Genomic DNA, 22,989 nt, shown 5'->3' with positions numbered 1-22,989 from the left:
TTTTTTGCAAATTAGATAACTTAAGGAAGGCAGTATATGGCAGCTAGCAACAGAAGTCGTGTGAAGGTAAAGAAGAAGGCTACAAAATCTAGAACAGGCGGATCGGCACTATCATTCAGTAGGTTTTCTAAAAGGCAACTTATGATTGCTGGTATATTGGTTGTATTACTGGGTATTTTTGTAGCATTTTTTGCCTTTGCTGCCAGTCCCTCACAAACCGAGCCGGAAAGCTGGTCTAAGAGTGAGCAGAGAGCAACTGGAAATATGAATGGTTGTGTAGAGACTGCCAATGACCCAACAGCTTCAGACGGTAAATATATAAAGTTTGGATGCTCTGAGATGCCAACTGATCACACGATGAACTGTACTCCTGGCATAGGCTCAATGTCTGCAATGGGGCCATGCATTAATGAGTCTTTAATACCCGTACCAAAGCCAGGTATAGCGCAAGTTAGAATTAATAATGTAACCCCCATTAGGTTGACGCCACCGACCTTGTGGGATGATGGTATTAATGATGGTGAGCCAGGTGCATTTCGTACACGCTGTGATTATTCGCATATGAATAATGACGATCCTCTATTGTATCCAGGTCAACCAAACAAGGCTCATTTGCATACATATTTTGGTAATAGTGACACAAACTATTCCTCAACCTCGGCAAGCTTACTCAGTAGCGGTAGTTCCACTTGTGCTGGTGGTACGTTCAATAGATCGGCTTACTGGATTCCATCTATGGTTGATACGGCGACCGGTAGGCCAATTGCGCCAAATGACGATAGAGGATTGTATAACAGTGATTTAGAGCTCTACTATAAAGTTGGCTATCAAGGTGTTGGCTATCGTAGTATTAAGCCTTTTCCACTTGGTCTCCAGATGATCGCTGGTAATCCAGCTACTGCCACAAGTTCACCTCAGCCTGTACGAAATGGGTCGTATCCAGTTCATTATTATTGTGAGAGTTCCGTTGCCACCGACAGAGAACGCCAGAGTGAGGGGCTAGGTATTCCAAACTGCACTTCTGGTGAGGTATTAGTGATGACTATCGAGTTTCCGCAATGTTGGGATGGTGTAAACTTACGCTCTACTAATGGACGTTCGCATGTTGAATATGGTAATTGGCAAAACACCTCTGCCAGTATTACTCCGATCAGTGATAATGCTGGTTGCCCCCCGTCGCATCCAGAGTCGCTACCAAATCTCAAGATGTTTGTGCGTTGGCGCGTGCCAAGTGGTACGGACACACGTAATTGGCGCCTTTCAAGTGATAATTATACCAACGGACCTGGGGGATATTCAGGACACGCCGACTATGTATTTGCTTGGGATCCATCAGCTTTTCAGACAATTGTAAATCGTTGCTATGTAGCACAGCAGGATTGTAGTTATCAGTTAGGTGATGGACGCTATCCGCTACCTCTCCGTGGATATTAGATAGTTTTTTGATCTTTTTGGAAAGATCTAAGGTTTTACTATTGGTAAGTTATAGGAGATAATGTCAACTTGAGATAGCACCTTCACGAGATGGACGAGTGAAAGGCATCGAAAGTGACGACCGAAAGACGGAGTCGAGCTGAGTTAGAATATGTTCTGGGCCGATATCAGCCCCAGGAAGTGTATGACCTGCTCTGTACGCTAGTTGATAGGCACGCCAAAAATGGGCTTTTTCGGGTGATGGATTATGATTCGGCAAAGCCCTATCATAATCCAACGGTAGCTGTCCTAGAACCCACCCACCCCACCAGCGCAAATGCTACAATTCAGCCGTTTGGACCAGCTGTTCATACGGGTTTTGGGGTTATTCTGCAAGCCTGGCAGGATCATCCCGACTTGTTGGCGTTTATTGCTGGTGAGATGAGTCAGTATGGACGTAATTTTACCCTCATCACCAATCATGGCAAGATTTTTGATATTGCCTTGGTTTTAGGCGGGTTGCGGATTACGCTGATTCTCGCTTGTCGCCAGAGATTTTCACTCAACAAACCTCAACGATTGTGAGTGGTGGTATACGGACCCTTGAAGTTAACCTGGACCTATCAGGACAGTCAGTAGCACTGCCGGCAATTGATATTCTGCAGATGTTCACGCGAGTGTTGACTAGTTTTCCAACCACACCAACCCGGAAGCATGTAAAGTTCGATCCAGACCTGGTGAGTGCCACAAATGAGTTGGTGCGACTAGAGCTGGATGAAATTCGAGCTGTTGGCGGGCAGATGATTGCGATGGCGCCGAGCGCCTCTGAGGATCGAATTTTCTCGGATGCAACTCATATGCAGCCTCTGATGGATGGTACGATTTCGCTGATGCTGGGTAGCTGGGTTTTACCAGTGGCAGTTACGCTTGACGGCAGTGAAAAGCCAGCTTGTACCGTGCTGGAGCCAAAGTGGATTACCTCGGCGGAGGACTGTCATGCGGTGATGGAGGTGATTGCCTTGCAGTGTTATCGCCAGTCTCTGGTGGAACACATCTATCATCGTAACCCCAGCCTATATCAGCGCGCCCTGGGCAAGTATGGTCGGCGATACTATCGTTCGTAAAATTTGTTATGCAACCCCTTAAGCTTAGGGGTTGCGTTTTTATTTACCAAAAACCCGAGCGCTAACTCGGGCATTTGGTAAATATGTTTAGAGCCTAAACTCTATTTTAATTTTTAGCTTTAAGCTTATCTTGGTACTGCTTAGCTTGAATGCCTAGGGCAATCGCTACTGGCCCTGCAATTAGGCCGTAAATTCCCAAGAGCCAGGCAAAGGCGATACCGCCAGTTTGTGGGTGTCGCAGTACAAAAACTCCGGCTAGGGCAGTAATGATACCGACTACAATCAATAGGGCGCGCATCGAACCCTGAAAGTCGAAAGCTGCGATGAACTCAAACAGGCCACGTACGATTAATACAAAACCGATAACCAGTATCAGTACGGCTAGCGTAATGCCTGGTCGCTGAGCGATGTATGCACCGGCAGCCACCTGGACAATACCCAACAGTAGGGTTAGCCACCATGAGCTATTTTTGCGGATCTGCATGATTGAAGAAACAATATCAACAATACCCGATACCAAAATAAATAGCGCAAACACAACAGCTGCTGTTAATAGTGTAATGCCTGGCCAAAGCAACATTGCCATACCGAACAAGATTGCAAGAATGCCTCTTAGAATGAGAATCCACCAAGATGTATTCTGAACAGATTCCATTTCCATTACGGCTGAATCCATAAGGAACTCCTTAATTTATTTAAATACTTCTACTCGTGTAAGTTAACCTGATTTCTCGGTTAAGTCAAGCATAAGCGTGAGCCTCTCTTGATTTGAGGAGTTGGTTTTTGGTAAACTCGTACGGTTATATTTTGGTTATGGATAGTCAAGAAAATATTTGGAATTCTCTGCGCTCGCAACCATTTGCCGCCTTGGCACCGATGGATGATGTGACGGATGTAGTATTTCGTCGGTTAGTACACGAACTTGCGCCGGCCGATCTATATTTTACGGAGTTTGCCAGTGTGGAAGGGTTTTGTTCACCGGGACGTCAAGCAATTGAACGACGTCTGCACTTGCACCAAGCTGAAGGTCCGGTAATTGCTCAAATTTGGGGCACAACACCAGCCTATTTTAAGGATATGGCGAGCGAGCTAGCGGGGCGTGGGTTTGCTGGAATTGATATCAATATGGGTTGTCCGGTACGCGATATTATTAAGAATGGTGGTTGTTCGGCGCTAATTAATACTACTGAATTAGCTGCCGAGATAATTTCTGCCACTAAAGAAGGGGCGGGGAATTTACCGGTGAGCGTAAAAACTCGATTAGGCTGGACTAAACCAGACGCAAGAGGGTGGCTGGGCTTTTTGATGCAGCAAGATATTAGTGCTTTAACGGTGCATTTACGAACCGTTAAAGAAATGAGTAAAGTCGATGCCCATTGGGAGCTAGCAGAAGAGATTGTGGCTTTACGTGATGAATTGGCACCAGATCTGGTGCTGGTAGGTAATGGTGACGTGCTAAATCGCCAAATGGCAGAAGTGCGAATTTCAGAAACTGGCTTGGATGGGATGATGATTGGTCGGGGGATTTTTCATGATCCTTGGGCATTTGAGCGGGATGAGCGCATACATAGCGTAGCGGAACAATTATCTGCCCTAACTCGTCACCTTGATATTTTTGAGGAAACTTGGCAGGAAAATGAGAAGCGGTTTGATCCTCTAAAGCGGTTTTTTAAGATTTATATCCAGGGTTTTGACGGGGCCGCCCACTTAAGGGCGCGGCTAATGGAGTGTGTATCAATTGCGCAAGTACGGACCATACTTAAAGGGGTATCTTTAAAAGATCTTGTAGATGATAAATAACTGCTAATCATCTGATACAATGCAGTAAAGAGGAAAATATGCGAGTATCACAACTATTTACTAAAACCAGTAAAAACCTACCGGCTGATGAGACGGCAAAAAATGCCCAATTACTTATTCAGGCTGGCTATATTCATAAAGAGATGGCGGGGGTGTATACATTTCTTCCACTGGGGTTGCGTGTATTGGAAAACATTAAGCGGGTGGTACGTGAAGAGATGAATGCTGTTGGTGGCCAAGAAGTTCAAATGACGGTTTTGCAACCGCGTGAATTATTTGAAAAAACTGACCGGTGGAGTGATGATAAGGTAGATAATTGGTTTAAGACCAAGCTAGTAAATGGTACGGAGCTTGGGATGGGCCTCACGCACGAAGAGCCAATCGTAGATATGTTGTCGAGCTACATCAATTCGTATAGGGATTTACCAGTTTTGGTTTATCAAATCCAGACTAAGTTTAGAAATGAATTGCGGGCACAGGCCGGCTTACTACGTGGTCGCGAGTTTATGATGAAAGATATGTATAGCTTTGCGCGCAATCAAGAAGAGCATGCTGCGATATACGAGAGGGTTGCCGAAGCCTACATTAGCGTGTATGAGCGACTGGGGATAGGCGATATTACCTATCGAACCTATGCTGATGGTGGTATCTTTACTCCGCGTTTTAGTGATGAGTTCCAGATGCTTAGCGATATCGGTGAGGATACGATCTACATTGATGAAGCTCGCAAAATTGCTGTTAATAAAGAAGTAATTGACGATGCTCGCCTCGCCGACACTGATATTGATAAAGATAAGTTGGTAGAGCGCCGAGCAATTGAAGTGGGTAATATTTTCCCTCTGGAAAGTAAGTATACCGATGCCCTGGGTGTTTTCTACACCGATGCAGGTGGTAAGCAACAAAAACTCATAGCTGGCTGTTATGGCATTGGCGTCAGTCGTTTAGTTGGAGCGCTTGCAGAACACTTTTCGGATGAAAAAGGCTTGATTTGGCCGGCTGAGGTAGCGCCATTTCGCTATTATCTAGTTGTACTTGGCAGTGAAGACGCTGTAGTAGCCGCACAAAAACTCTACAAGTCTTTAGGCGAAGATGCAGTCTTATTTGATGATCGAATGGATGTTTCAGCTGGGGCTAAGTTTGCTGATGCGGAGCTATTGGGCTGTCCAATTCGGCTTGTAGTTTCCGATAAGACACTTGCGACAAATGAAGCTGAAGTTAAGAGTCGTAGTGATAAGTTCTCAGAACATCAGATTAAACTAGAAGATTATGACAGGCTCACCAAACTTACCGCCTAGCCCTAAACTAAAGCCTGGCGTGTATGAACACTATAAAGGGAAGCGCTATTTGGTTTTAATGACGGCTATGTTGGAGGCCACACTTGAGCCACATGTTGTATATGTACCACTGTATCAGTCGAGCCAAATAACTACGCCTTGGCTCAGGCCGGCGGATGACTTTACTGCTTCGGTAGAAGTGAACGGCGTTATCTGTCCGCGTTTTCGGTTGGTTCAGGCTAATTAACCTTGCACCAAGCAGTAGTTCTAGCGCATAATAGCGCTCAAGCTTTCGTAGATATAGAATAAACGAGGAGGGCGAGATGCCGACAGTACAAATTAATCTTTGGGGTGTGATTGCTGCCACAGCCTTTGGTATGGTGGTTGGAGCAATTTGGTATTCGGAGCTACTTTTTGGTAAGCAATGGATGAAGTTGATGGGTAAAAAAGCCTCAGATTTACAAAATAATGCCGGAACATCCTATTTATTAACTGGCCTTTTATGGCTTTTGGTGAGTTATGTTTTAGCGCACTTCGTACAATACACTTTTGCTGATACTTGGCTTGAAGGAGCAATTTCAGCATTTTGGTTGTGGACCGGCTTTGTCTTTGCGCCGCAACTGATACACGCATTATTTGATGGTAGTTCGAAAAAGATATTAGCTATCAACGCTAGCTATACTTTAGTGGCACTGTTGGGTATGGGGATTATTTTAGTAGTTTTACCTAATTAACTTTTTTAGATGCCTTCACAGCACGGTTTACCAACAGCAGAGTACATACGGTTTTTAAAAAATCGAGAGCTTTCGCAGTTTTATCTTTCAGTATTTGCTAAGGGCTTAGCACGTGGTAGTATTTTGATTTTTGTACCGATCTACTTACTTCAGCTTGGCTATAGTCTGCGCCAAGTTGCAATTTTGTACATTGCTAAATTTGTTATATTTATGATTGTCAGTCCGATTGGCATGTGGTGTAATTCACGCTTTGGTATTAAGAAGACCATGGTGATCGGCGATCTGTTCCTAATTGCATATTTGGGAGCCGTCATATTGCTAGCTCAACAGCCAGAGCTATATTTTCTTCTAGCCATTCTCTATGGTTTAGCCTCAGGACTCTATCTGTCGGCCTATCATATTGAATTTACTCACGCTAAAGATAGTAAGCGCGAAGGTGAGGAAATCTCAATAGGTAAAGTTCTAATCATACTGTCACAGGTAATGGCGCCTTTGCTTGGGGCAGTTCTGATTACCTTGGGGTCGTATCGGCTTAATTTTATAGTATCGGCAATAACTATCCTTCTATCTTTAGTGCCATTATTTATGTCGCCAGATTTTAAAACTAGACCATATCGTTTTAATATTAAGAATTTACGTACGGCTGATAGTAAAAGGAAAGCTCTCTCATACGCTGGATTTGGTGTGTTGCAGTTGGGTAATGATATTTTCTGGCCACTTTTCATATACATGATTTTAGAGAATGTGCTGGAGGTTGGGACATTGGTGTCGATATCAACGGCTTTTACTATTTTCGGTGTGCTATGGTATGGTCGCAAAGTGGACGGGAGTGTGCGACAGGGACTAGTGGGGGGTGTTTGGGCACATGCACCTAGCTGGCTGATTCGGCTATTTGTGGTGACTCCAATTGGTGTTACGCTTGCAAATTTTTATGCTAATTTCACTTATCATCTTCTAGATGTGGCTTATGAGAAAGTAATTTATACCGATGCGGGCAATGCTGCCGATTGGTCGAATTATTTTCTATTTCGAGAACTTTACGTAACGATTGGCCGGGTTGCATTACTATTGGTGCTACTTATCTTTGGTCGGCTAGAGGTTACTTTTATTATTTGTTTTGTTATGAGCTTTAGCTATCTGGTCTTACTTAAGCGACTGCCAAAAAAATAAATATTTCAGACTTATTTGTGAGATTTTTCACTGCTTCCTCTCAGTCTATCGTGCCATACTAAGGCTACGGTAAGACGAAAGGAGGTTCTACTATGAAGCAACCAATACGTCGGTTCCGTAAAGCACCAAAAAATCTCGTACGCGACATGCGCACCATCGATGAGCTGTTGGACGAGATGGCGACAAAATGGGCTATGAAAGCCGAACGGCTTAATAGCTTACAGCTCAAACGCAGACAAACGATCCGCTAAGAGCAAAACGGGGGAGCCCGACTCTAGCACTCGGCTTAGTATCAACTTAAGCAGCTTGGTTGAATAAGTCGGTGCGGGAATAATCCACCATTTATTTGAAAAACGAAAAGGCCGCTCCTGCCTGGAGAGTAATATCTTCTTAGGCAGGAGTGGCTTTATGTTTTGCGGATAGTCAGTTGGCATGCTAAAATGAAGTCATGAAGCAATTAGTAAGCACCACCCATCTTGGTCTTATCCTTCGCACTGCGCGGGTGGATTTGGGTACTTACTGCATTTCTGGATAATACTTTAAAAGTACCAGTTCCATCCGCCAAAACTTAGGCGGATTTTTTGTTGCGCGCACCTTGAATATACCAGGAGGAAAGATGACAAAACCTAGTGGTCAGGCACGATCAGCCATCGTGGTGAGGGGTCCAAATAAGCTGATGTATGGATTGGGTTCGAAACTTAAGGGCCATTTTGGTCCAGGTTCGGTTGTTGTGCAGGGTCTTAACCGCGGTGAATGTCGGGTGGTCGTCAAGAGCGCAGACCCGGTGGCGGTAAAGACTCACTTGCTAGATATGGGTCTTAGTATTCGTTAATCTATTGGGTTTCAGTTAGCTATAATTCATCTTGATGCCTTCAGGGCAACCTGAGGGCTTTTTATTTTGCTATAATAATTCAGTATGTCAGAAGTGAAGTTATTCTCCTGGAATGTCAATGGTATTCGCGCCGTGTTGCGCAAGGATGAGTTTTTACCATTTGTACAAAAACATCAACCAGATGTCTTATGTCTGCAAGAGACCAAAGCTAAGCCGGGGCAGGCTGAAATAGATTTAGCTGATTACACCGAGTATTGGAACTCGGCTGAGCGACCTGGCTATTCGGGGACAGCAATATTTTCTAAGCAGCCAGCCCTCAGTATTATGAATGGCTTACCGTTAAATATTGCCAATAAATATCAGCTCACCGATGGTTATGGTAATGCCGAGAATGAAGGGCGTATCACTCTCGCTGAGTATGACAAATTTTATTTAGTAACAGTTTACACGCCAAACTCTAAGCGAGATTTATCGCGTTTGGAGTTTCGGCATCAGCATTGGGATAGGGCATTTCTAGAATATGTAGTAGAGCTTGAAAAGACAAAACCAGTGGTGTTTTGTGGTGATTTTAACGCTGCTCACACCGAAGATGATCTGGCTCGACCAAAAGATAATGTTAAAAATGCTGGCTTTACACCAGAAGAGCGAGAGGGTTTTCAAAATCTTATCGATACCGGTTTTGTAGATACTTTTAGGATGTTTTATGAGGGAAATGGCTACTACACTTGGTGGAGTAACTTTGGTGGTGCTAGAGCTCGCAATGTTGGTTGGCGGATAGATTATTTTCTAGTTTCAAATTCTTTAAAAGACAAAGTTAAATCTGCCGAAATATATCCAGAAGTGATGGGCTCAGATCACTGCCCGGTAAGTCTGACGCTCGATATCTAGACAGGGCGATATTTATCTGATAGAATAGGTAATCGTTATGGCAAAAAAGCAAGCAAGGCAAATTGTAGTATTGAAAAACCCGGAAACGGGATCTTTGTATTACACTCGAAAAAGTGCTCACAATACTCCAGATAAGTTGGAGATGAAGAAGTATGATCCTAAAATTCGCAAGACTGCCACATTCGTTGAGAGTAAAGTTAAGCTCGGCGGATAGCCCTCCCGCTTCTCAAGGCCCCTATAAAGAGGGGCTTTTTTTGTAGCTTGACTAAGAGCTGACCCGCACGATAGTATCTTAAGCATAAGCGAGAAAAAATAAATTGAAAAAAGTATCTTTTTTAATGTTTAGCATATTATTTGGCACAGTATTTGTTTTTGCGCCCCATATTGCTAATGCTCATCAAAGCGAAACTGAACATGGTCATGGCAGTACGGCATCAAATACTGCGCAGAATTTAGACAATATAAAAAGCTTGCGCGAAAAATCTCAACAACGTCGGCAGGATTTAGTCGACTCAGCCAAAGCTAAGAAGACCGAGAAGAAAGATCAGGCCAGAATAGCTCGCTGTGAGCAGAAACGATCGAAAATACAGGAAAAATATAGTGCATTGCAGGATCGAACGACTCGGGCTGGAGAGCGCATTCAAGAGCGCTTAGAGCGAGCTCAGGTGTTTGCTAGTAAGAAAGGATTGACCGTACCAAATGGCGATGTTTTAGTGGCCGATATTGCCTCAAAGCGCCAGGTGGTTGGGGCTTCTGTCGATGCCATACGTGACGCGGCAAAGGGCTTTAACTGCCAGGATGATAATGCTAAGGAGCAGGCTGAGCTAATTCGTGCCGAAGTACAGGTTTTTCGTACATCTATTAAGGCCTATCGTCAGTCAGTTAAGGCCTATCTTTCGGCAGTAATCCAGGCATTTGAGAGACAGCCAGCTAATGCATCTAACTCGGGAGGAGCTAGTAATGAATAGAAAACAAAAGGGCTTTGGAATAATAGAAGGATTGATAATTATTGGAATACTTGTTGTGCTTGGGGCGCTCATCTTTGTGGCGGTAGCTCCACAGCCCGCAAAAACTACTACCAAAAATAAAGCCGAGTCTTCAACCCCGGTTGCACCAGCGTCAATTGAAGAGGTTAAAGCTGATCAGAAAGAAATTGAGGCCAACAATGATGCGGATATTGATCGGGAACTTGATGCTCTAACCTCAGATCTTGAAAATTTATAGCTCACTTAAAGTAGATAATCTGATACAATCAAATACATGAAGAAATATTTGATACCCATTCTATTTACGGTTGTGATTATTGCATTACTTATTTTTGCTGTGCGGGCTTCGATGTCTGAAAACAATGACGTAAAGCCATCATCTAGCCCAACTACCAAAACATTAAATGATAAGCAGAAAGAAGAGCTTAAGCAGGGACAGAGTCGTGGTGCAAGCGATGCTAAAGTGGTACTTTCGGAGTTTGCTGACTTCCAGTGCCCAGCTTGTAAGTCTTTTGAGCCTACTCTAACTGAAATTCTAGCTGAAAATGAAGGTAAGGTCAGGCTGGTCTTTAAGCATTTTCCACTTTATCCATCGCCTCATAAAAATGCTATGGTTTCGGCCTATGCAGCAGAATCGGCAGCTAAGCAAGGTAAATTTTGGGAAATGCATGATAAGCTCTATGCAAATCAAGATGATTGGGCGGAGCTAGGTGATCCTAAGGATAAGTTTATTGAGTACGCTCGTGAGCTCGGTTTGAATACAGATGATTTCTCACGCGATCTCAATGCTGAAACCGGCAAGGATACGATTAAGCGAGATAAGGATTTTGGCTTGGAGCTTGGTATACAAGGAACTCCAACAATCTTTATTGATGGGGTTGAGTTCAATATGAGGAGTGATGGAGGGGCAGAAGGTTTGAAGGGCAAGATAAAGCAGGCAGTAGAAGCAGCGTATGGCACAGGCCAGTAGGCGCTTTGGTTGGCCACAGATAGTTTTTGGCTTGCTATCTGTCGTTGGTTTAATCGATGCGACAATTTTAACCATCGAGCATTACACTAGGGATGGCTTAACGTGTAGTTTTACCGGTGGTTGCGAGCGAGTTCTGACGAGCCGGTTTGCAGAGTTGCCAGTCTTGGGTATTCCGGTGGCGATGTTGGGAGTGGTTTTTTATGGAGTGGTACTATTTTTGGTGATGTTTAGCGTTATAAACCGAGAGCCAATTAGACGTCTGCCAATCTTAGCTTGGTCAACAATTGGATTTATTAGCTCGCTTGGGCTGACATCGATTCAGGCATTTGTATTGCGAGCCTGGTGTCAGTACTGTTTACTCTCGGCTCTAACATCAACTCTAATATTTATCTTTGCTGTCATATATTGGCTGTCTGGTCGCAAGAAAAAAGAGGAGGATGAGGATGAATCTTAATCATATTATTGAATTTTACGGTGAAACTTGCCCGCACTGCATAGCAATGCGCCCGGTAGTAGCTCAGCTGGAAAAAGATTTAGGTGGCGAGATAGTAAAACTTGAGGTTTGGAATAATTCTGAGAATGAGAAGAAGATGCGACAGTATGCTGGGTTGATTGAGTCTGCCTGTGGAGGTTTTATGGCGGTACCAAGCTTTATTAATACTCAAACTGGCCAAGCGTTGTGTGGTGCACATAATCCGGAAGAACTAAAGATTTTATTTGAAGGCGGAGAATGCAAGGATGGTGTATGTATGCCCCACACTAAGCAAGCCGAGAAGCCGCAGTCTTAGTCAATGCGCTTGTCCTAAGTAGAGGTAGGCCGTACAATAGAAGCATAAGTGCTTTTAATAAATAAAGGATGCCTCAAGATATGATTAGAATTGCTATTAATGGTTTTGGCCGGATTGGTCGTAATGCGTTTAAGATTGCTTTTGCTCGCCCAGATATTCGGATTGTTGCAATTAATGATTTAGCCGATACTCGCACTTTGGCGCATCTTTTAAAGCATGACTCCAATTATGGGGCCTATCGTCATGATGTTGATTTTGATGAGCGCCATATTATTGTAGATGGTAAGAAAATTATTGTAACTGCCGAGCGTGAACCGCAGAAGTTGCCGTGGAAAAAGCTCAAAATTGATGTTGTAATTGAGTCGACTGGACGTTTTGTAAAAGGAGAAGATGCTAGTTTGCATATTAAAGCGGGTGCTCGTAAGGTAGTGATATCGGCCCCTGCCAAGGGTGATGACAGTCAGGTGGCAACCCATGTAATTGGCGTGAATGAAGATGCACTCGACATCAAGCAATTTAATGTTTACTCTAATGCTAGCTGTACTACAAACTGTATTACCCCAGTAGCGGCCGTTATTGAAGAGGCTTTTGGAATTGAAAAAGCCATGATGACTACCACCCATAGTTATACGGCTAGTCAGGCATTGCAAGATGCGCCGTCAAAAGACCTGCGTGAAGGTCGTAATGCTGCAGAAAATATTGTCCCAACTAGCACTGGTGCCACTATTGCGGCGGCTAAAGCGCTACCAGCTTTGGAGGGCGTATTTCAGGGGCTGTCAGTTCGGGTGCCAACTCCGGTTGTTTCGCTGGCAGATTTTACCTTCTTGGTTAAGCGAGATGTGACGGTTGAGGAGGTGAATAAGGTACTCAAGAAAGCAGCTGCAAGCCCACGCTTTAGGCATGTCTTAGCTTATACCGAGGAAGAGCTGGTTTCATCGGATTTTATCGGTAATCCCCACAGCTCAATTGTGGACAGTAAGCTCACTAACGTAGTGGGGAGCAATATGCTAAAAGTTGTGGCTTGGTATGACAATGAATGGGGGTATTCGAATCGGCTTGTTGAGCTGGTCGCATTGGTTGGTAAGAAGCTAAAGTAGGAGGCGATGAGTATGGAGGGGGAGTTTCGACCAAGCAAGGTATTTTTAGGGGCCGATCATGGTGGGTTAGAGGTCAAAAATCAACTCAAGGCTGAGCTTCAGTCGGAGTTTACGGTCGTTGATATGGGGCCAACTCAACTCGATCCAGCCGATGATTTTACACTATTTGCCGAGAGTGTGGCGCAAGCGGTTGTTGCTGAACCAGGCTCAATGGGTATTTTGGTTTGTCGATCTGGCGAGGGGATGGCAATTGCTGCCAATAAAATTGATGGCGTACGAGCTGCCTTAGTTTGGAATCAGGCGGTAGCAAAAGAAACTCGTGAAGATAATGATTCTAACGTATTATCCTTGCCAGCCGACCACCTTTCCTTGTCTGAAATGGGCGCGATTGCCCGTATTTGGCTTACTACACCTTTTTCTGGAAAAGAGCGTCATGAGCGAAGACTTGAGCAAATTTCAGATTTGGAAGAGCGTAATTAATGACCAAAGTAATACCAGCTATTTTAGAGGCTAGCTCAGCTGAATGTCGTCGCAAGCTTCAGTTAGTTCGCCAGCTAACTGATCGAGTGCAGCTAGATATTATAGATGGTGAGCTGGTTGATAATCGTACTGTCCAACCTCAAGATCTGCAACCACCGGCTGGCCTCAAGGTTGACATTCACTTGATGGTGAAGCGGCCCAAGGAGTATGTTGCGCCAAGTGTTAAATTAAGGCCCTATACGATTATTGTGCAGTATGACGGAGCGGAAGACGTCGCTGGGGCAGTAGAAAAGATTAAATCCAACGGTATTAGAGCTGGAGTAGCAATAAATCCAGATACTGAGCTTGATAAATTATCGGGGTTTATTGATCGGTTGAGCTATATTTTGGTAATGGCCTATCCAGCTGGTTTTGCCGGCCAAAAGTTACAGACTAAAGTATTAAGCCGTGCGGTCGAATTGCGTGATCTAGGTTTTGACGGTGAGGTTGGCTTAGATGGCGGAGTAGCCACAGAGAGTTTGAAAAAAATTGCCAGCGCCAAATTTGACGTAGTGAATACTAATAGCTATTTATTTGGGGCTGAAAATATCTTGACCCGTTATCATGAACTTATGGAGGTGTTGAATACATGAAAAACTCTGTTAAGGCACTCGAGCTCAAGGCTAATACAATTCGCCAGGAGATTATTGCTATGTTGGTGGAGGCTGGCTCAGGTCATTCAGCTGGCCCACTTGGAATGGCCGATGTGTTCACGGCTCTATTTTATGAAGTGGTACAGTACGATCCAAAGCACCCCGATTGGCCGGAGCGCGATCGAGTAGTGCTGTCGAATGGACATATTGCCCCCGTTTTGTATGCCACGATGGCGGAAGTTGGTTATTTCCCGAAGTCCGAATTAAAAACATTACGTAAGTTTGGTACACGCCTGCAAGGTCACCCAGAGCGGATTTGTTTGCCGGGCGTAGAAAATACCTCCGGACCATTGGGGATTGGTTTACCGCAGGCTGCTGGTATGGCTTTGGGCTTTAAGATGAACGACGCAAAACAGAGAGTTTATTGTTTAACTGGTGATGGTGAGCTAAACGAAGGTATTATTTGGGAAGCAGCTTTGTTTGCGTCGGCTAAGAAGCTAAATAATTTAACAGTTATTGTGGATCGTAATAATATTCAGATCGATGGTTTTACCGAAGATGTTATGCCTCTGGAGCCACTGGCGATGAAGTGGCAGGCATTTGGCTGGCATGTTTTAGAGATTGATGGTCATAATATTGCTGAAATTGTTGGAGCTTGTGAACACGCTCAAGCAATTTTTGAGCGACCAACAGTTATTATTGCCCATACCATTCCTGGTAAAGGGGTAGATTATATGGAAAATGAGCCAATCTGGCATGGCATACCGCCTGGCCTAAAGGATGTAGCTGGAGATCCGCCACAAGCTGAGCAAGCTAAAGTTGCGTTAAAGGAGCTAAGAACTTTACGCGGTAAGATACGGAGTGAGCATGAGTAAATATAGCGATCATTTATCACAGCAACTCTTTACTGAGATGCTAGAGCATGCACCAAATCGTAAAGGTTTTGGTGAGGGGCTGGTGTTGGCTGGCGATCAGGATGAGCGGGTGGTTGCTCTGTGTGCTGATCTAACTGAGTCGACCCAAATGGAGTCATTTATGAAAAAATATCCAGAACGATTTGTAGAGGTCGGTATTACTGAACAGAATATGGCTGCTGTTGGGGCTGGTCTTGCAGCTGTCGGTAAAACACCCTTTGTTAGTTCTTATGCTGCCTTTTCACCGGGCCGAAATTTCGATCAAATTCGGGTGGCAATCTGCATGAATGAACAGCCCGTTATTGTAGTTGGATCGCATGCTGGGGTATCGGTTGGTCCAGATGGTGGCACGCACCAGATGCTAGAAGATATTGCGATTATGCGAGCTTTACCTAATATGCAAGTGGTGGTTCCATGCGATGAACACGAGGCGCGTAAGGCTACGTTGGCCCTGGCGCATGCTCGTAAGCCGGGGTACCTGCGCTTGGCGCGTGAAAAGAGCCCAACTGTTACTACTCTGGACTCACCCTTTCAGCTAGGCAAGGCCTATGTTTGGCGAGAAGGTGAAGATGTTACTTTGATTGTTGCTGGTCCGCTAACTTATGAGACTCTAAAGGCGGCTGAATTATTAACTAAGGCTGGCATTCAGGCAACGGTCATTAATTGTCCAACTATTAAGCCACTGGATACCGAAACGATACTAGCTAGTGTTAAAAAAACACAGGCTGTTGTGACGATTGAAGAAGCGCAAATTGCTGGTGGTTTGGGAGGAGCTGTAGCGGAACTATTAAGCGGAGAATATCCAGCTCCATTGGAGCAGATTGGCATACATGATTGCTTTGGCCAATCTGGTACGGTAGCTGAACTATGGGAGCATTATCGACTAACAGCACCATTTATAGAAAAGTCTGCCAAGCAGGTACTCAAGCGAAAGAATAAAAAGTGAAGAAGTTTGATGTAGTTGTGGTTGGTACGGCCACTCGTGATACTTATCTAATTTCTAAAGATTTTGCAGCCTTTAATTCAGATGGTGAACCGGTAATTGTGATACCGGCAAATACTAAGATTGATTTGCCGGATATTGCAACAGATATTGGTGGTGGTGCCCCAAACTCTGCCGTTACATTTGCCCGGACTGGTTTAAAGGTGGCGTGCATGGCAAAGGTTGGTGTTGATGGGTCGGGTCAAGAAATTAGTGCTAGCCTTGCAAAAGAACGTATTACTTCTTTGCTAGTTCAAGATAAGGGTCATCAGACTGGCTTATCACTGATACTAAAGGGCCCCAATGGAGAAGACACCACGTTTGTCCATCGCGGAGCCGGTTATGAATATCGAACGAAAGATTTTGATTTAACGAAAATATCTACAAAATGGCTCTATATTACATCACTTGGTGGTGATCTAACGGTATTAAATCGCTTGGTAAAGTGGGCCGAGGCTCATGATGTTCGAGTGGCAGTAAACCCTGGACCCCTGGAACTCTCTAAGCCAAAGCGACTGCTAAATATTTTGAGTCGAGTTGATGTGGTAATTCTTAATCGACGTGAGGCGACAACTTTGTTTGGTGCAGAAGTAATTGATGGAATGTTAATTGTGGCTCGTAGCGAAGGGTTGCACACGGTGGTTATTACCGACTCGGAGAATGGTGCAACAATTCTTGATGGTAGTTATGTGTATACGGCTGGTTTATATAAGAAGGTTGCGGTGGTCGATCGTAGTGGAGCTGGTTATGCTTATGGTTCGGGTTTGATTGCGTCAATTATTCAAGGTAAAACTATGCAACAGGCAATTAGCTTTGCATCAGCTAACGCTACGTCGGTGATTTCTTATTTGGGGACTAGAATTGGTATTCTTTCCAATACAGAAGTCGATATAATGAAGATAGACATAAGTGTTTTTGATAAAGGAGGCGAATAATATGACACACAGAATTGATGTTTTAGCGGTGGGAGATATAGTATCAGACTCATTTATACGGCTACTACCGGCTGAGGCTGAAATAGAAAAAGATGCTAAAGATAAGCATCCCTTGCTGTGTATGACATATGGTTCTAAGATTCCATTTGAGTATGCGGTTACGGTGCATGGCGTTGGGAATAGTCCAAATGCAGCGGTTAGTTTTGCTCGGCTGGGTCTGAAGTCTAGCCTGTATAGCAATATGGGGCAAGATGATATTGGTCAGAAAATGCTAGAAAGCTTGAAGGGTAATCGGGTGCAAACTCAGTATATTGACGCGCATAAAGGTAAGGCCAGTAACTTTCATTTTGTGCTGTGGTATGATGCCGATCGGACAATTTTAATTAAGCACGAGACGTATTCTTATGCGTGGCCACATATTCCAGTTGAAGATACGCCTAAATGGATTTACTTGAGCTCCTTAGGTGAGGCAGGTTGGGGGGTGCACGCTAAAATTGTTGAATACCTCAAGAAGCACCCGGATGTGAAGTTGGCTTTTCAGCCTGGTACATTTCAGATGCGTAAAGGTTTTGCCGAACTTAAGGATTTGATGCGACATACCGAGTTATTTGTTGTAAATAAAGAAGAAGCTCAGATGATGACTGGTAAAAATACAGATGATATCGCCGAGCTTGCTCACGCTATTCACAAGGAAGGGGCGAGGATTGTGGCGATTACCGATGGTCCAAAGGGTAGCTACGCATCGGATGGCACAACAGTTTGGCAGATGCGCAACTATCCGGATCCCAAGCCTCCGTTTGAGCGGACTGGTGCTGGCGATGCTTATACCAGTACATTTGTAGCTGGCTTAATTTATAGTGATGGCGATGTTAAAACTGCAATGCAGTGGGGGCCAATAAATTCTATGAGTGTAGTGCAGGACATTGGGGCACAGGCCGGCTTGCTTTCAAAATCAAAACTAGAAGCCCTATTAAAGAGTGCACCGAAGGATTACGAGCCAAAAGAATATAGAAATTAATGAATGCTCTTAGGATAGTGTTGGGTTATGTGGCGATCATGTTATTGTGGTCGGTTCCAGTTATTATGAAAAAACGAGGAGCTCAGTTTTGGCAGGCGGGATTTCTGTGGAAGTATCTCTTGTATTTTGTTGGAGTATTTATTTTTCAACTGGCTTTAACTGGTGCTTTCGGGGCACTTGTTGTGATGCTTAGTGGCGGCAAACTTAATCTTGATTCTTTATTCCTAGCTTTGACACTGTTGATGGCAGTAGAAATAGCTATTATAAGTTGGGTAATTTTTCGTCGACACTAGTGGTATAATGCTTATGATATGGGCGGAATAGCAACTTCATCTGACGCTGTAGCGACTAATTTAGCTCAAACTCATTCGCCATCTAGTGATCGGTCGAGTGATAGTTTATATGATGTGGCGATAGTTGGCGGCGGTCCGGCTGGTATGACGGCAGCAATTTACTGCGCACGTAAAAAACTTAAGGTTATTATGTTAACTAAAGATTTGGGTGGACAGGCAGCTTGGAGTTCGGATATTGAAAATTATTTAGGATTTTCTATGGTTACTGGCGCCGATCTAACTAAGCATTTTCAGGATCATGTACAAGAATTCTCTGATGAGATTACATTAAAATTTGTCACTCAGGGCGTTACAAATATTGAAAAGGTAGTCGGTAGTTTTTCCTTAAAACTAGGCGATGGTAGTGAATATTCGTCTCGGTCAGTTATTTTAGCTCCCGGGAAAATTCCACGTAAACTTGGTATTGCCGGCGAAGCTGAGTTCTTAAATAAGGGTGTAACATATTGTGCCTGGTGTGACGGCCCGCTGTTTCGAGGTAAATCGGTAGCAATCATTGGCGGTGGAAATTCTGCATTAGATGCCGCCATCTCGGTTCAAAAACTAGCACGAGAAATTACCATTATCAATATTACCCCCGAGCTTTCTGCCGATGAAGTGATGATTGAAAAAGCTATTGCCGCACCAAATATTCGAGTACTCAATAACACCCAAGTACTTACTATTTCGGGCGATAAATTTGTGCGTCAAATTAGTCTGCGTGATTCTGTATCTGGGCTAGATAAAGAGCTGGCGGTGGAAGGGGTGTTTATTGAGATTGGCTCAATTCCTGCAACTGGCAGCGTGAAGGGTGTGGTTGATTTAAATGAAGAAGGTGAGATTATTATTGATCGCAAGAATATGACTTCTCAAACAGGTATCTTTGCGGCCGGTGATGCCACTAATGTTGAAGAAAAGCAAATTATAATTGCGGCTGGTGAAGGCGCAAAAGCAGCGATTACTTGCTCTAAGTGGCTATCGGCTCAGCCGTAATCGGCCACTTTAGGGTTAAAATAGATAAGAATATATTGTATAATGTAGGTGATTATAGGGAGATTAAAAATATGGTTGACTCAACAGCAAAAGATAAAATAATTGTCTATACTACACCGACATGTGTATTCTGTAAGCACGTAAAAGCCTACTTAGATGAGAAGGGTATTGCTTTTGAAGAAGTCAATGTGATGGCTGATCCGGCAAAGGCACAGGAGATGATCGATAAGTCTCAGCAAATGGGTGTGCCAGTAACGGACATCAGCGGGGAGATTATTATTGGGTTTGATAAACCCAAGCTAGATGCGGCTTTATCGGCGCGCTAGCTAGCTGTTCATAAAAAATAGTCTTAAATCTCGCACTAAGCGAGATTTATTTTTTGTGCAGGTTGAATTCTAGAAATTTCTAAAAACGCTTGACAGTCCAACTACAGTTCAGCTAAAATTAAGCATAAGCATAAGCATAAGCATAAGCATTAATACATTAAATATTTAAATAAAGAATAAGGGAACATAATTACAATGCCTGCTAAAGCATCAACTCCTAAAAAGACATTAACTAAATCTACCAAATCTAAATCAAAGAGTCGGATAGCTGGCCTTAGTGCTCTAAACAAAAAACGTAAGTTTAATTGGAAGATAGCCATAGTCATTGTAGCCGTATTAGCTGTAGCTCTAGGCTATTTGTTTGTGCGGTTGAGTCAGGCGGGGGCTGATTATTCGTGGCAGACCGGACAAATGGGGTTTAGAGGGTCTTACGTAGGTACTCGCGACACATTATCTAATGGGAGAGATGTTATACAGTCACAATATAAAGAAGGATATACTACAGGCTCTCAGGTATATCTTTATATAAACTCGAAAGTAGATCATAATGCACGATACTGCTTTAATGGAGTGACAAAATACGCCAGTGTTGACAAATGGGAAATCAGAGCGGTTTATATCAATGATGAGTCGTCAATGCATAGCTTAAGACAAGACGTACTATATAGTAGGGCGGCGGCTGTTATTAATGGTGAAAATGTTGAAAAATATAGCACAGGTAATAATGGATTCACAATTTGTGCTAATATTCCAGCACCCGCAAACAATGCACAAAGGAATACACCTAGATATATAACTTTTTATGCTCATACAGATTTTTCTATAAAGGCTGGCAACAGAGATAAGGCCTTCTATATTTCGTCGGCAAATCGTTCATACGTCGCGGTTAGTTCTGGCCCTAGTGATGCTAGCTTAGATACCCCGCCCGCCCCTCCCGCCCAAGCCCCCACCCAACCCAATGCCAGCCTCAGTACTCCAGCCCCCGCTCCTGCCCCTCCAGCCCCCGCTCCTAACACACCAGACTGCGCCAATATGAACAATGGTATTGGTAATCAAAACTTCTGTGTCTCGATGATTCAACTAAAACTTAAACAGTTAGGCTATACCATAGATGTAGATGGTATCTATGGTCAAAAAACTGCTGATAATGTAAAGCTATTCCAGCAAAGAACAGGTCTACCACAAGATGGTATAACTGGTCCCAGAACTTGGGCTCGCCTAGTCCAGGCCAATAACTGTTCTGATCCAGCTGCTAAACAAGGTTGTACACTCTAGTTAGTAGAAACATTGGTATATCAAATAACTAAACTAAATAAAGCCCCCTGGATAATTCAACCAAAGGGGCTTTATTTTTCCCTCCACTAACAGCATAATCACTTACAGATGAAAAAACACAAGCGTAATAACAGTCGTCATCACCACCTTCGTAACTTCACTCACAACCGTCCATACTGGACAGCTTTTCTAATTGGTTGTGTGTATTTTGGAGTGGTAGTATCGTGGATGTTTGGCGTACGGACAGCCGAGATTGCTCAAGGTTTTGCCGTCAAGCTAGTGGCGGCTTCGGCGGCTATAATCATGATTACCAGCCTATCGCTGGGCTTTGTATTGTTTGTATGGCTCAAGCGTCGCTTGCGTATTAGTCTAGCAGAGCCAAGAGCGGTATGGCTTATCCCAATGCTTTGGGTGGTCGCAGAATATGTGCGGGCTATATTATTTTCAATTGTGAGCCTTGGTCCAGGCGGGCGCATCGGGCCATATTGGGCGTATGGTGACTTTGGCTATCTGCTTGCCGAGACGCCACTCGTTTATTTAGCGCGATTTGGCGGTCTTTATTTGCTTAGTTTTGTTGTGGTGGCAATTTTTGTAGCTGGCTACCAATTATATAAACTGCGCCGATGGCAACCATTAATTATGGTAATGAGTATCGTGACAGTTGGAGCCGGCTTAGGTTGGCTAGCTTATCGTCAGTCAAGCGGTCCAATGCTACGTATTGGGGCAGTAAGATACGCTAATAAAAATAGTGCCTACACCACGGCTGCTGAAAGTTATAATGTGGTGAGTATGGGAGTCGGTCAGAAGGTTGATACTTTGGTTCTGCCAGAATATTCACATTATTTTGCTTCGAGTGAAGACGTTCCACCTGATTCGGCGATTATTCAGTCAGTCACAAAAGATGCGCAAGGCCTGGTGGTGCATAGTGCGAATGAGAATATTATGACATTGGGGCACAATATGCTGAGTTTCCACTCGGCCGATGGTAAACTTTTAAACCAACAGCAAAAGTGGTTTGTGGTACCGGCCGGCGAGTATGTGCCATATATTTATCAGGTAATTTTAGCTTACGCTGGCCAGGAACAACTGCTATTAAACTTTAATCAACAAAAGAGTGTGGAGCGTGGCGAAACACCTGAGCGACCATTCGAGTATCGTGGGGTACGGTATGGTGCGCACGCTTGTTCTGGGGTTTTATCACCGGACTTTTATAATCAGCTAGCCCAGCAGGGGTCAGATATTTTCATAAACTCTGCCGCTCTAGATACAATGGGTCTTTCGTCGCTCTTGCATTATGAAGCTGAGCAAACTAATCGATTGGCTGCCGTTGCGCACGCCAAGCCATTTGTTCAAGGAGCAAAAGGTGGTCCAGCCTATATCCTAGATCGTGACGGTAGGGAGGTGGCTTTTACATTCTCTAAAACTGGTGGAGTGGTAGTAGCAGATGTGCAGACTAACGGAACCAAAACCCTATACACTTATTTAGGTGAATGGATAGTGTATGGGGCAATTGCGGTAACTGCCTATATGTTGATTAAAAAATATATTCTCTCTAGGTTTAAAAACCGCCAACTAAAAATTTGACACTCCACCGTGCCTCAACTAAATTTAAGCATAATCATTAATACATTAAATATCTAAATAAATACTAAGGAAACATAACTACAATGCCCGCTAAAGTATCAACTCCTAAAAGACCATTAACTAAATCTACTAAGTCTAAAACCAAACCAAAGAGTCGGATAGCTGGCTCTAGTATATTAAACAAAAAACGCAAGTTTAACTGGAAAATAGCTATCATTATTGTAGTCGTACTGGTCGCAGCTCTAGGCTATTTGTTTGTACGGTTGAGTCAGGCAGGTAATAGTAGGGTGCTTGGGGCTACAGAGTGGCGTTACGCAGGTGGCGACTTAGCTGGAGAGGTTGTTAACAAAATTGACGGCTCGCAGGCAATTGGATCTATTGAAAAAAATGGGATCGAGAGCATCAGCTTAACTAGTAGCGTCGATGGAATATATTATGGTAAGAC

Annotated in this window: 30 protein-coding genes; 29 read left to right on the top strand and 1 reads right to left on the bottom strand. The window is 43.9% G+C overall.

All coding sequences use genetic code 11. The features are described 5' to 3' along the window. Window positions 1-36: 36 nt before the first annotated feature. The 3 genes from IPM44_03235 to IPM44_03225 all read left to right on the top strand — a co-directional run bounded on the left by IPM44_03235 (window position 37) and on the right by IPM44_03225 (window position 2,537). A complete protein-coding gene (locus IPM44_03235) occupies window positions 37-1,434 on the top strand; it encodes a DUF1996 domain-containing protein (protein QQS26709.1) in 1,398 nt (465 codons plus the stop codon). A 114-nt stretch (window positions 1,435-1,548) separates the two neighbouring features. Then, entirely contained in the window at window positions 1,549-1,998 is a 450-nt protein-coding gene (locus IPM44_03230; protein QQS26708.1) for a hypothetical protein, read from the top strand. Next, a complete protein-coding gene (locus IPM44_03225; protein ID QQS26707.1) occupies window positions 1,956-2,537 on the top strand; it encodes a hypothetical protein in 582 nt (193 codons plus the stop codon). Before IPM44_03230 ends, IPM44_03225 begins: the two co-directional genes overlap by 43 nt. Window positions 2,538-2,643: 106 nt before the next feature. Here IPM44_03225 and IPM44_03220 read toward each other — a convergent pair whose 3' ends face one another. Further along, entirely contained in the window at window positions 2,644-3,213 is a 570-nt protein-coding gene (locus IPM44_03220) for a DUF308 domain-containing protein (GenBank protein ID QQS26706.1), read from the bottom strand. 137 nt (window positions 3,214-3,350) lie between these two features. Here IPM44_03220 and IPM44_03215 point away from each other — a divergent pair, with 137 nt between their 5' ends. From IPM44_03215 to IPM44_03090, 26 genes are all read left to right on the top strand, one after another. Then, complete coding sequence (locus tag IPM44_03215) at window positions 3,351-4,337, top strand: tRNA-dihydrouridine synthase (protein ID QQS26705.1); 987 nt, start codon at window positions 3,351-3,353, stop codon at window positions 4,335-4,337. A gap of 38 nt (window positions 4,338-4,375) precedes the next feature. Further along, the gene (locus IPM44_03210) at window positions 4,376-5,632 is read left to right on the top strand and encodes a prolyl-tRNA synthetase (GenBank protein QQS26704.1); all 1,257 of its coding nucleotides are present in this window, start codon (window positions 4,376-4,378) and stop codon (window positions 5,630-5,632) included. Next, window positions 5,604-5,858, top strand: a complete 255-nt coding sequence (locus tag IPM44_03205) for a DUF1653 domain-containing protein (GenBank protein QQS26703.1) — start codon at window positions 5,604-5,606, stop codon at window positions 5,856-5,858. The genes IPM44_03210 and IPM44_03205 overlap by 29 nt, the downstream gene beginning before the upstream one ends. 76 nt (window positions 5,859-5,934) lie before the next feature. Beyond that, window positions 5,935-6,345, top strand: a complete 411-nt coding sequence (locus tag IPM44_03200) for a DUF1761 domain-containing protein (protein QQS26702.1) — start codon at window positions 5,935-5,937, stop codon at window positions 6,343-6,345. 9 nt (window positions 6,346-6,354) lie between these two features. Beyond that, window positions 6,355-7,515: an MFS transporter gene (locus tag IPM44_03195; protein ID QQS26701.1), complete on the top strand. Its 1,161-nt coding sequence runs from the start codon at window positions 6,355-6,357 to the stop codon at window positions 7,513-7,515. Between the two features lie 92 nt (window positions 7,516-7,607). Next, a complete protein-coding gene (locus IPM44_03190) occupies window positions 7,608-7,766 on the top strand; it encodes a hypothetical protein (protein ID QQS26700.1) in 159 nt (52 codons plus the stop codon). A gap of 365 nt (window positions 7,767-8,131) precedes the next feature. After that, window positions 8,132-8,347, top strand: coding sequence for a hypothetical protein (locus IPM44_03185; GenBank protein ID QQS26699.1), 216 nt, complete (start codon window positions 8,132-8,134; stop codon window positions 8,345-8,347). 93 nt (window positions 8,348-8,440) lie between these two features. Beyond that, complete coding sequence (xth, locus tag IPM44_03180; protein ID QQS27374.1) at window positions 8,441-9,235, top strand: exodeoxyribonuclease III; 795 nt, start codon at window positions 8,441-8,443, stop codon at window positions 9,233-9,235. A gap of 37 nt (window positions 9,236-9,272) precedes the next feature. Next, window positions 9,273-9,449 carry a 50S ribosomal protein L33 gene (gene rpmG, locus IPM44_03175; GenBank protein QQS26698.1) on the top strand — a complete coding sequence of 59 codons (177 nt, stop codon included), beginning with the start codon at window positions 9,273-9,275 and terminating at the stop codon, window positions 9,447-9,449. 124 nt (window positions 9,450-9,573) lie between these two features. After that, window positions 9,574-10,203, top strand: a complete 630-nt coding sequence (locus IPM44_03170; protein ID QQS26697.1) for a hypothetical protein — start codon at window positions 9,574-9,576, stop codon at window positions 10,201-10,203. Further along, the gene (locus IPM44_03165) at window positions 10,196-10,459 is read left to right on the top strand and encodes a hypothetical protein (protein ID QQS26696.1); all 264 of its coding nucleotides are present in this window, start codon (window positions 10,196-10,198) and stop codon (window positions 10,457-10,459) included. The genes IPM44_03170 and IPM44_03165 overlap by 8 nt, the downstream gene beginning before the upstream one ends. 36 nt (window positions 10,460-10,495) lie before the next feature. Then, window positions 10,496-11,191: a thioredoxin domain-containing protein gene (locus tag IPM44_03160; protein QQS26695.1), complete on the top strand. Its 696-nt coding sequence runs from the start codon at window positions 10,496-10,498 to the stop codon at window positions 11,189-11,191. Continuing rightward, a complete protein-coding gene (locus IPM44_03155; protein QQS26694.1) occupies window positions 11,175-11,645 on the top strand; it encodes a vitamin K epoxide reductase family protein in 471 nt (156 codons plus the stop codon). The genes IPM44_03160 and IPM44_03155 overlap by 17 nt, the downstream gene beginning before the upstream one ends. Then, window positions 11,635-11,979 (top strand): thioredoxin family protein, encoded by a 345-nt coding sequence (locus tag IPM44_03150; protein QQS26693.1) that lies wholly within the window; start codon window positions 11,635-11,637, stop codon window positions 11,977-11,979. The genes IPM44_03155 and IPM44_03150 overlap by 11 nt, the downstream gene beginning before the upstream one ends. 80 nt (window positions 11,980-12,059) lie before the next feature. After that, complete coding sequence (gap, locus tag IPM44_03145) at window positions 12,060-13,076, top strand: type I glyceraldehyde-3-phosphate dehydrogenase (GenBank protein QQS26692.1); 1,017 nt, start codon at window positions 12,060-12,062, stop codon at window positions 13,074-13,076. A 12-nt stretch (window positions 13,077-13,088) separates the two neighbouring features. After that, the gene (locus IPM44_03140) at window positions 13,089-13,556 is read left to right on the top strand and encodes an RpiB/LacA/LacB family sugar-phosphate isomerase (protein QQS27373.1); all 468 of its coding nucleotides are present in this window, start codon (window positions 13,089-13,091) and stop codon (window positions 13,554-13,556) included. After that, a complete protein-coding gene (locus IPM44_03135) occupies window positions 13,556-14,188 on the top strand; it encodes a hypothetical protein (GenBank protein QQS26691.1) in 633 nt (210 codons plus the stop codon). Before IPM44_03140 ends, IPM44_03135 begins: the two co-directional genes overlap by 1 nt. Next, on the top strand, window positions 14,185-15,063 hold the full coding sequence (locus IPM44_03130) for a transketolase (protein ID QQS26690.1): 879 nt from the start codon (window positions 14,185-14,187) through the stop codon (window positions 15,061-15,063). The genes IPM44_03135 and IPM44_03130 overlap by 4 nt, the downstream gene beginning before the upstream one ends. Then, complete coding sequence (locus IPM44_03125; GenBank protein QQS26689.1) at window positions 15,056-16,048, top strand: transketolase family protein; 993 nt, start codon at window positions 15,056-15,058, stop codon at window positions 16,046-16,048. The genes IPM44_03130 and IPM44_03125 overlap by 8 nt, the downstream gene beginning before the upstream one ends. Further along, window positions 16,045-17,019 carry a carbohydrate kinase family protein gene (locus IPM44_03120; GenBank protein ID QQS26688.1) on the top strand — a complete coding sequence of 325 codons (975 nt, stop codon included), beginning with the start codon at window positions 16,045-16,047 and terminating at the stop codon, window positions 17,017-17,019. Before IPM44_03125 ends, IPM44_03120 begins: the two co-directional genes overlap by 4 nt. Before the next feature lies 1 nt (window position 17,020). After that, window positions 17,021-18,037, top strand: coding sequence for a carbohydrate kinase family protein (locus IPM44_03115; protein ID QQS26687.1), 1,017 nt, complete (start codon window positions 17,021-17,023; stop codon window positions 18,035-18,037). Beyond that, window positions 18,037-18,330 (top strand): hypothetical protein, encoded by a 294-nt coding sequence (locus IPM44_03110; GenBank protein ID QQS26686.1) that lies wholly within the window; start codon window positions 18,037-18,039, stop codon window positions 18,328-18,330. The genes IPM44_03115 and IPM44_03110 overlap by 1 nt, the downstream gene beginning before the upstream one ends. An 18-nt stretch (window positions 18,331-18,348) precedes the next feature. Beyond that, the gene (locus tag IPM44_03105; protein QQS26685.1) at window positions 18,349-19,359 is read left to right on the top strand and encodes an FAD-dependent oxidoreductase; all 1,011 of its coding nucleotides are present in this window, start codon (window positions 18,349-18,351) and stop codon (window positions 19,357-19,359) included. Between the two features lie 71 nt (window positions 19,360-19,430). Further along, complete coding sequence (locus tag IPM44_03100; protein ID QQS26684.1) at window positions 19,431-19,685, top strand: glutaredoxin family protein; 255 nt, start codon at window positions 19,431-19,433, stop codon at window positions 19,683-19,685. 195 nt (window positions 19,686-19,880) lie between these two features. Continuing rightward, window positions 19,881-20,960: a peptidoglycan-binding protein gene (locus IPM44_03095; GenBank protein ID QQS26683.1), complete on the top strand. Its 1,080-nt coding sequence runs from the start codon at window positions 19,881-19,883 to the stop codon at window positions 20,958-20,960. 108 nt (window positions 20,961-21,068) lie between these two features. Then, window positions 21,069-22,544 (top strand): hypothetical protein, encoded by a 1,476-nt coding sequence (locus IPM44_03090; protein QQS26682.1) that lies wholly within the window; start codon window positions 21,069-21,071, stop codon window positions 22,542-22,544. The last annotated feature ends 445 nt before the right edge of the window (window positions 22,545-22,989 follow it).

The organism is bacterium (assembly GCA_016700035.1).
Classification (GTDB): Bacteria; Patescibacteriota; Saccharimonadia; order CAILAD01.
This window is presented reverse-complemented; position numbering and strand designations above follow the sequence as displayed.

Bases quoted from the DNA above. Each gene is read 5' to 3' on its own strand.
- IPM44_03185 (QQS26699.1), top strand. From the start codon at position 8,132: ATGACAAAACCTAGTGGTCAGGCACGATCAGCCATCGTGGTGAGGGGT.
- IPM44_03115 (QQS26687.1), top strand. From the start codon at position 17,021: ATGACACACAGAATTGATGTTTTAGCGGTGGGAGATATAGTATCAGAC.
- IPM44_03165 (QQS26696.1), top strand. From the start codon at position 10,196: ATGAATAGAAAACAAAAGGGCTTTGGAATAATAGAAGGATTGATAATT.
- IPM44_03170 (QQS26697.1), top strand. From the start codon at position 9,574: ATGTTTAGCATATTATTTGGCACAGTATTTGTTTTTGCGCCCCATATT.
- IPM44_03095 (QQS26683.1), top strand. From the start codon at position 19,881: ATGCCTGCTAAAGCATCAACTCCTAAAAAGACATTAACTAAATCTACC.
- IPM44_03195 (QQS26701.1), top strand. From the start codon at position 6,355: ATGCCTTCACAGCACGGTTTACCAACAGCAGAGTACATACGGTTTTTA.
- IPM44_03110 (QQS26686.1), top strand. From the start codon at position 18,037: ATGAATGCTCTTAGGATAGTGTTGGGTTATGTGGCGATCATGTTATTG.
- gap (QQS26692.1), top strand. From the start codon at position 12,060: ATGATTAGAATTGCTATTAATGGTTTTGGCCGGATTGGTCGTAATGCG.
- IPM44_03105 (QQS26685.1), top strand. From the start codon at position 18,349: ATGGGCGGAATAGCAACTTCATCTGACGCTGTAGCGACTAATTTAGCT.
- IPM44_03210 (QQS26704.1), top strand. From the start codon at position 4,376: ATGCGAGTATCACAACTATTTACTAAAACCAGTAAAAACCTACCGGCT.
- rpmG (QQS26698.1), top strand. From the start codon at position 9,273: ATGGCAAAAAAGCAAGCAAGGCAAATTGTAGTATTGAAAAACCCGGAA.
- IPM44_03150 (QQS26693.1), top strand. From the start codon at position 11,635: ATGAATCTTAATCATATTATTGAATTTTACGGTGAAACTTGCCCGCAC.
- IPM44_03125 (QQS26689.1), top strand. From the start codon at position 15,056: ATGAGTAAATATAGCGATCATTTATCACAGCAACTCTTTACTGAGATG.
- IPM44_03155 (QQS26694.1), top strand. From the start codon at position 11,175: ATGGCACAGGCCAGTAGGCGCTTTGGTTGGCCACAGATAGTTTTTGGC.
- IPM44_03220 (QQS26706.1), bottom strand. From the start codon at position 3,213: ATGGATTCAGCCGTAATGGAAATGGAATCTGTTCAGAATACATCTTGG.
- IPM44_03205 (QQS26703.1), top strand. From the start codon at position 5,604: ATGACAGGCTCACCAAACTTACCGCCTAGCCCTAAACTAAAGCCTGGC.
- IPM44_03190 (QQS26700.1), top strand. From the start codon at position 7,608: ATGAAGCAACCAATACGTCGGTTCCGTAAAGCACCAAAAAATCTCGTA.
- IPM44_03200 (QQS26702.1), top strand. From the start codon at position 5,935: ATGCCGACAGTACAAATTAATCTTTGGGGTGTGATTGCTGCCACAGCC.
- IPM44_03160 (QQS26695.1), top strand. From the start codon at position 10,496: ATGAAGAAATATTTGATACCCATTCTATTTACGGTTGTGATTATTGCA.
- IPM44_03130 (QQS26690.1), top strand. From the start codon at position 14,185: ATGAAAAACTCTGTTAAGGCACTCGAGCTCAAGGCTAATACAATTCGC.
- IPM44_03235 (QQS26709.1), top strand. From the start codon at position 37: ATGGCAGCTAGCAACAGAAGTCGTGTGAAGGTAAAGAAGAAGGCTACA.
- IPM44_03100 (QQS26684.1), top strand. From the start codon at position 19,431: ATGGTTGACTCAACAGCAAAAGATAAAATAATTGTCTATACTACACCG.
- IPM44_03140 (QQS27373.1), top strand. From the start codon at position 13,089: ATGGAGGGGGAGTTTCGACCAAGCAAGGTATTTTTAGGGGCCGATCAT.
- IPM44_03135 (QQS26691.1), top strand. From the start codon at position 13,556: ATGACCAAAGTAATACCAGCTATTTTAGAGGCTAGCTCAGCTGAATGT.
- IPM44_03090 (QQS26682.1), top strand. From the start codon at position 21,069: ATGAAAAAACACAAGCGTAATAACAGTCGTCATCACCACCTTCGTAAC.
- IPM44_03215 (QQS26705.1), top strand. From the start codon at position 3,351: ATGGATAGTCAAGAAAATATTTGGAATTCTCTGCGCTCGCAACCATTT.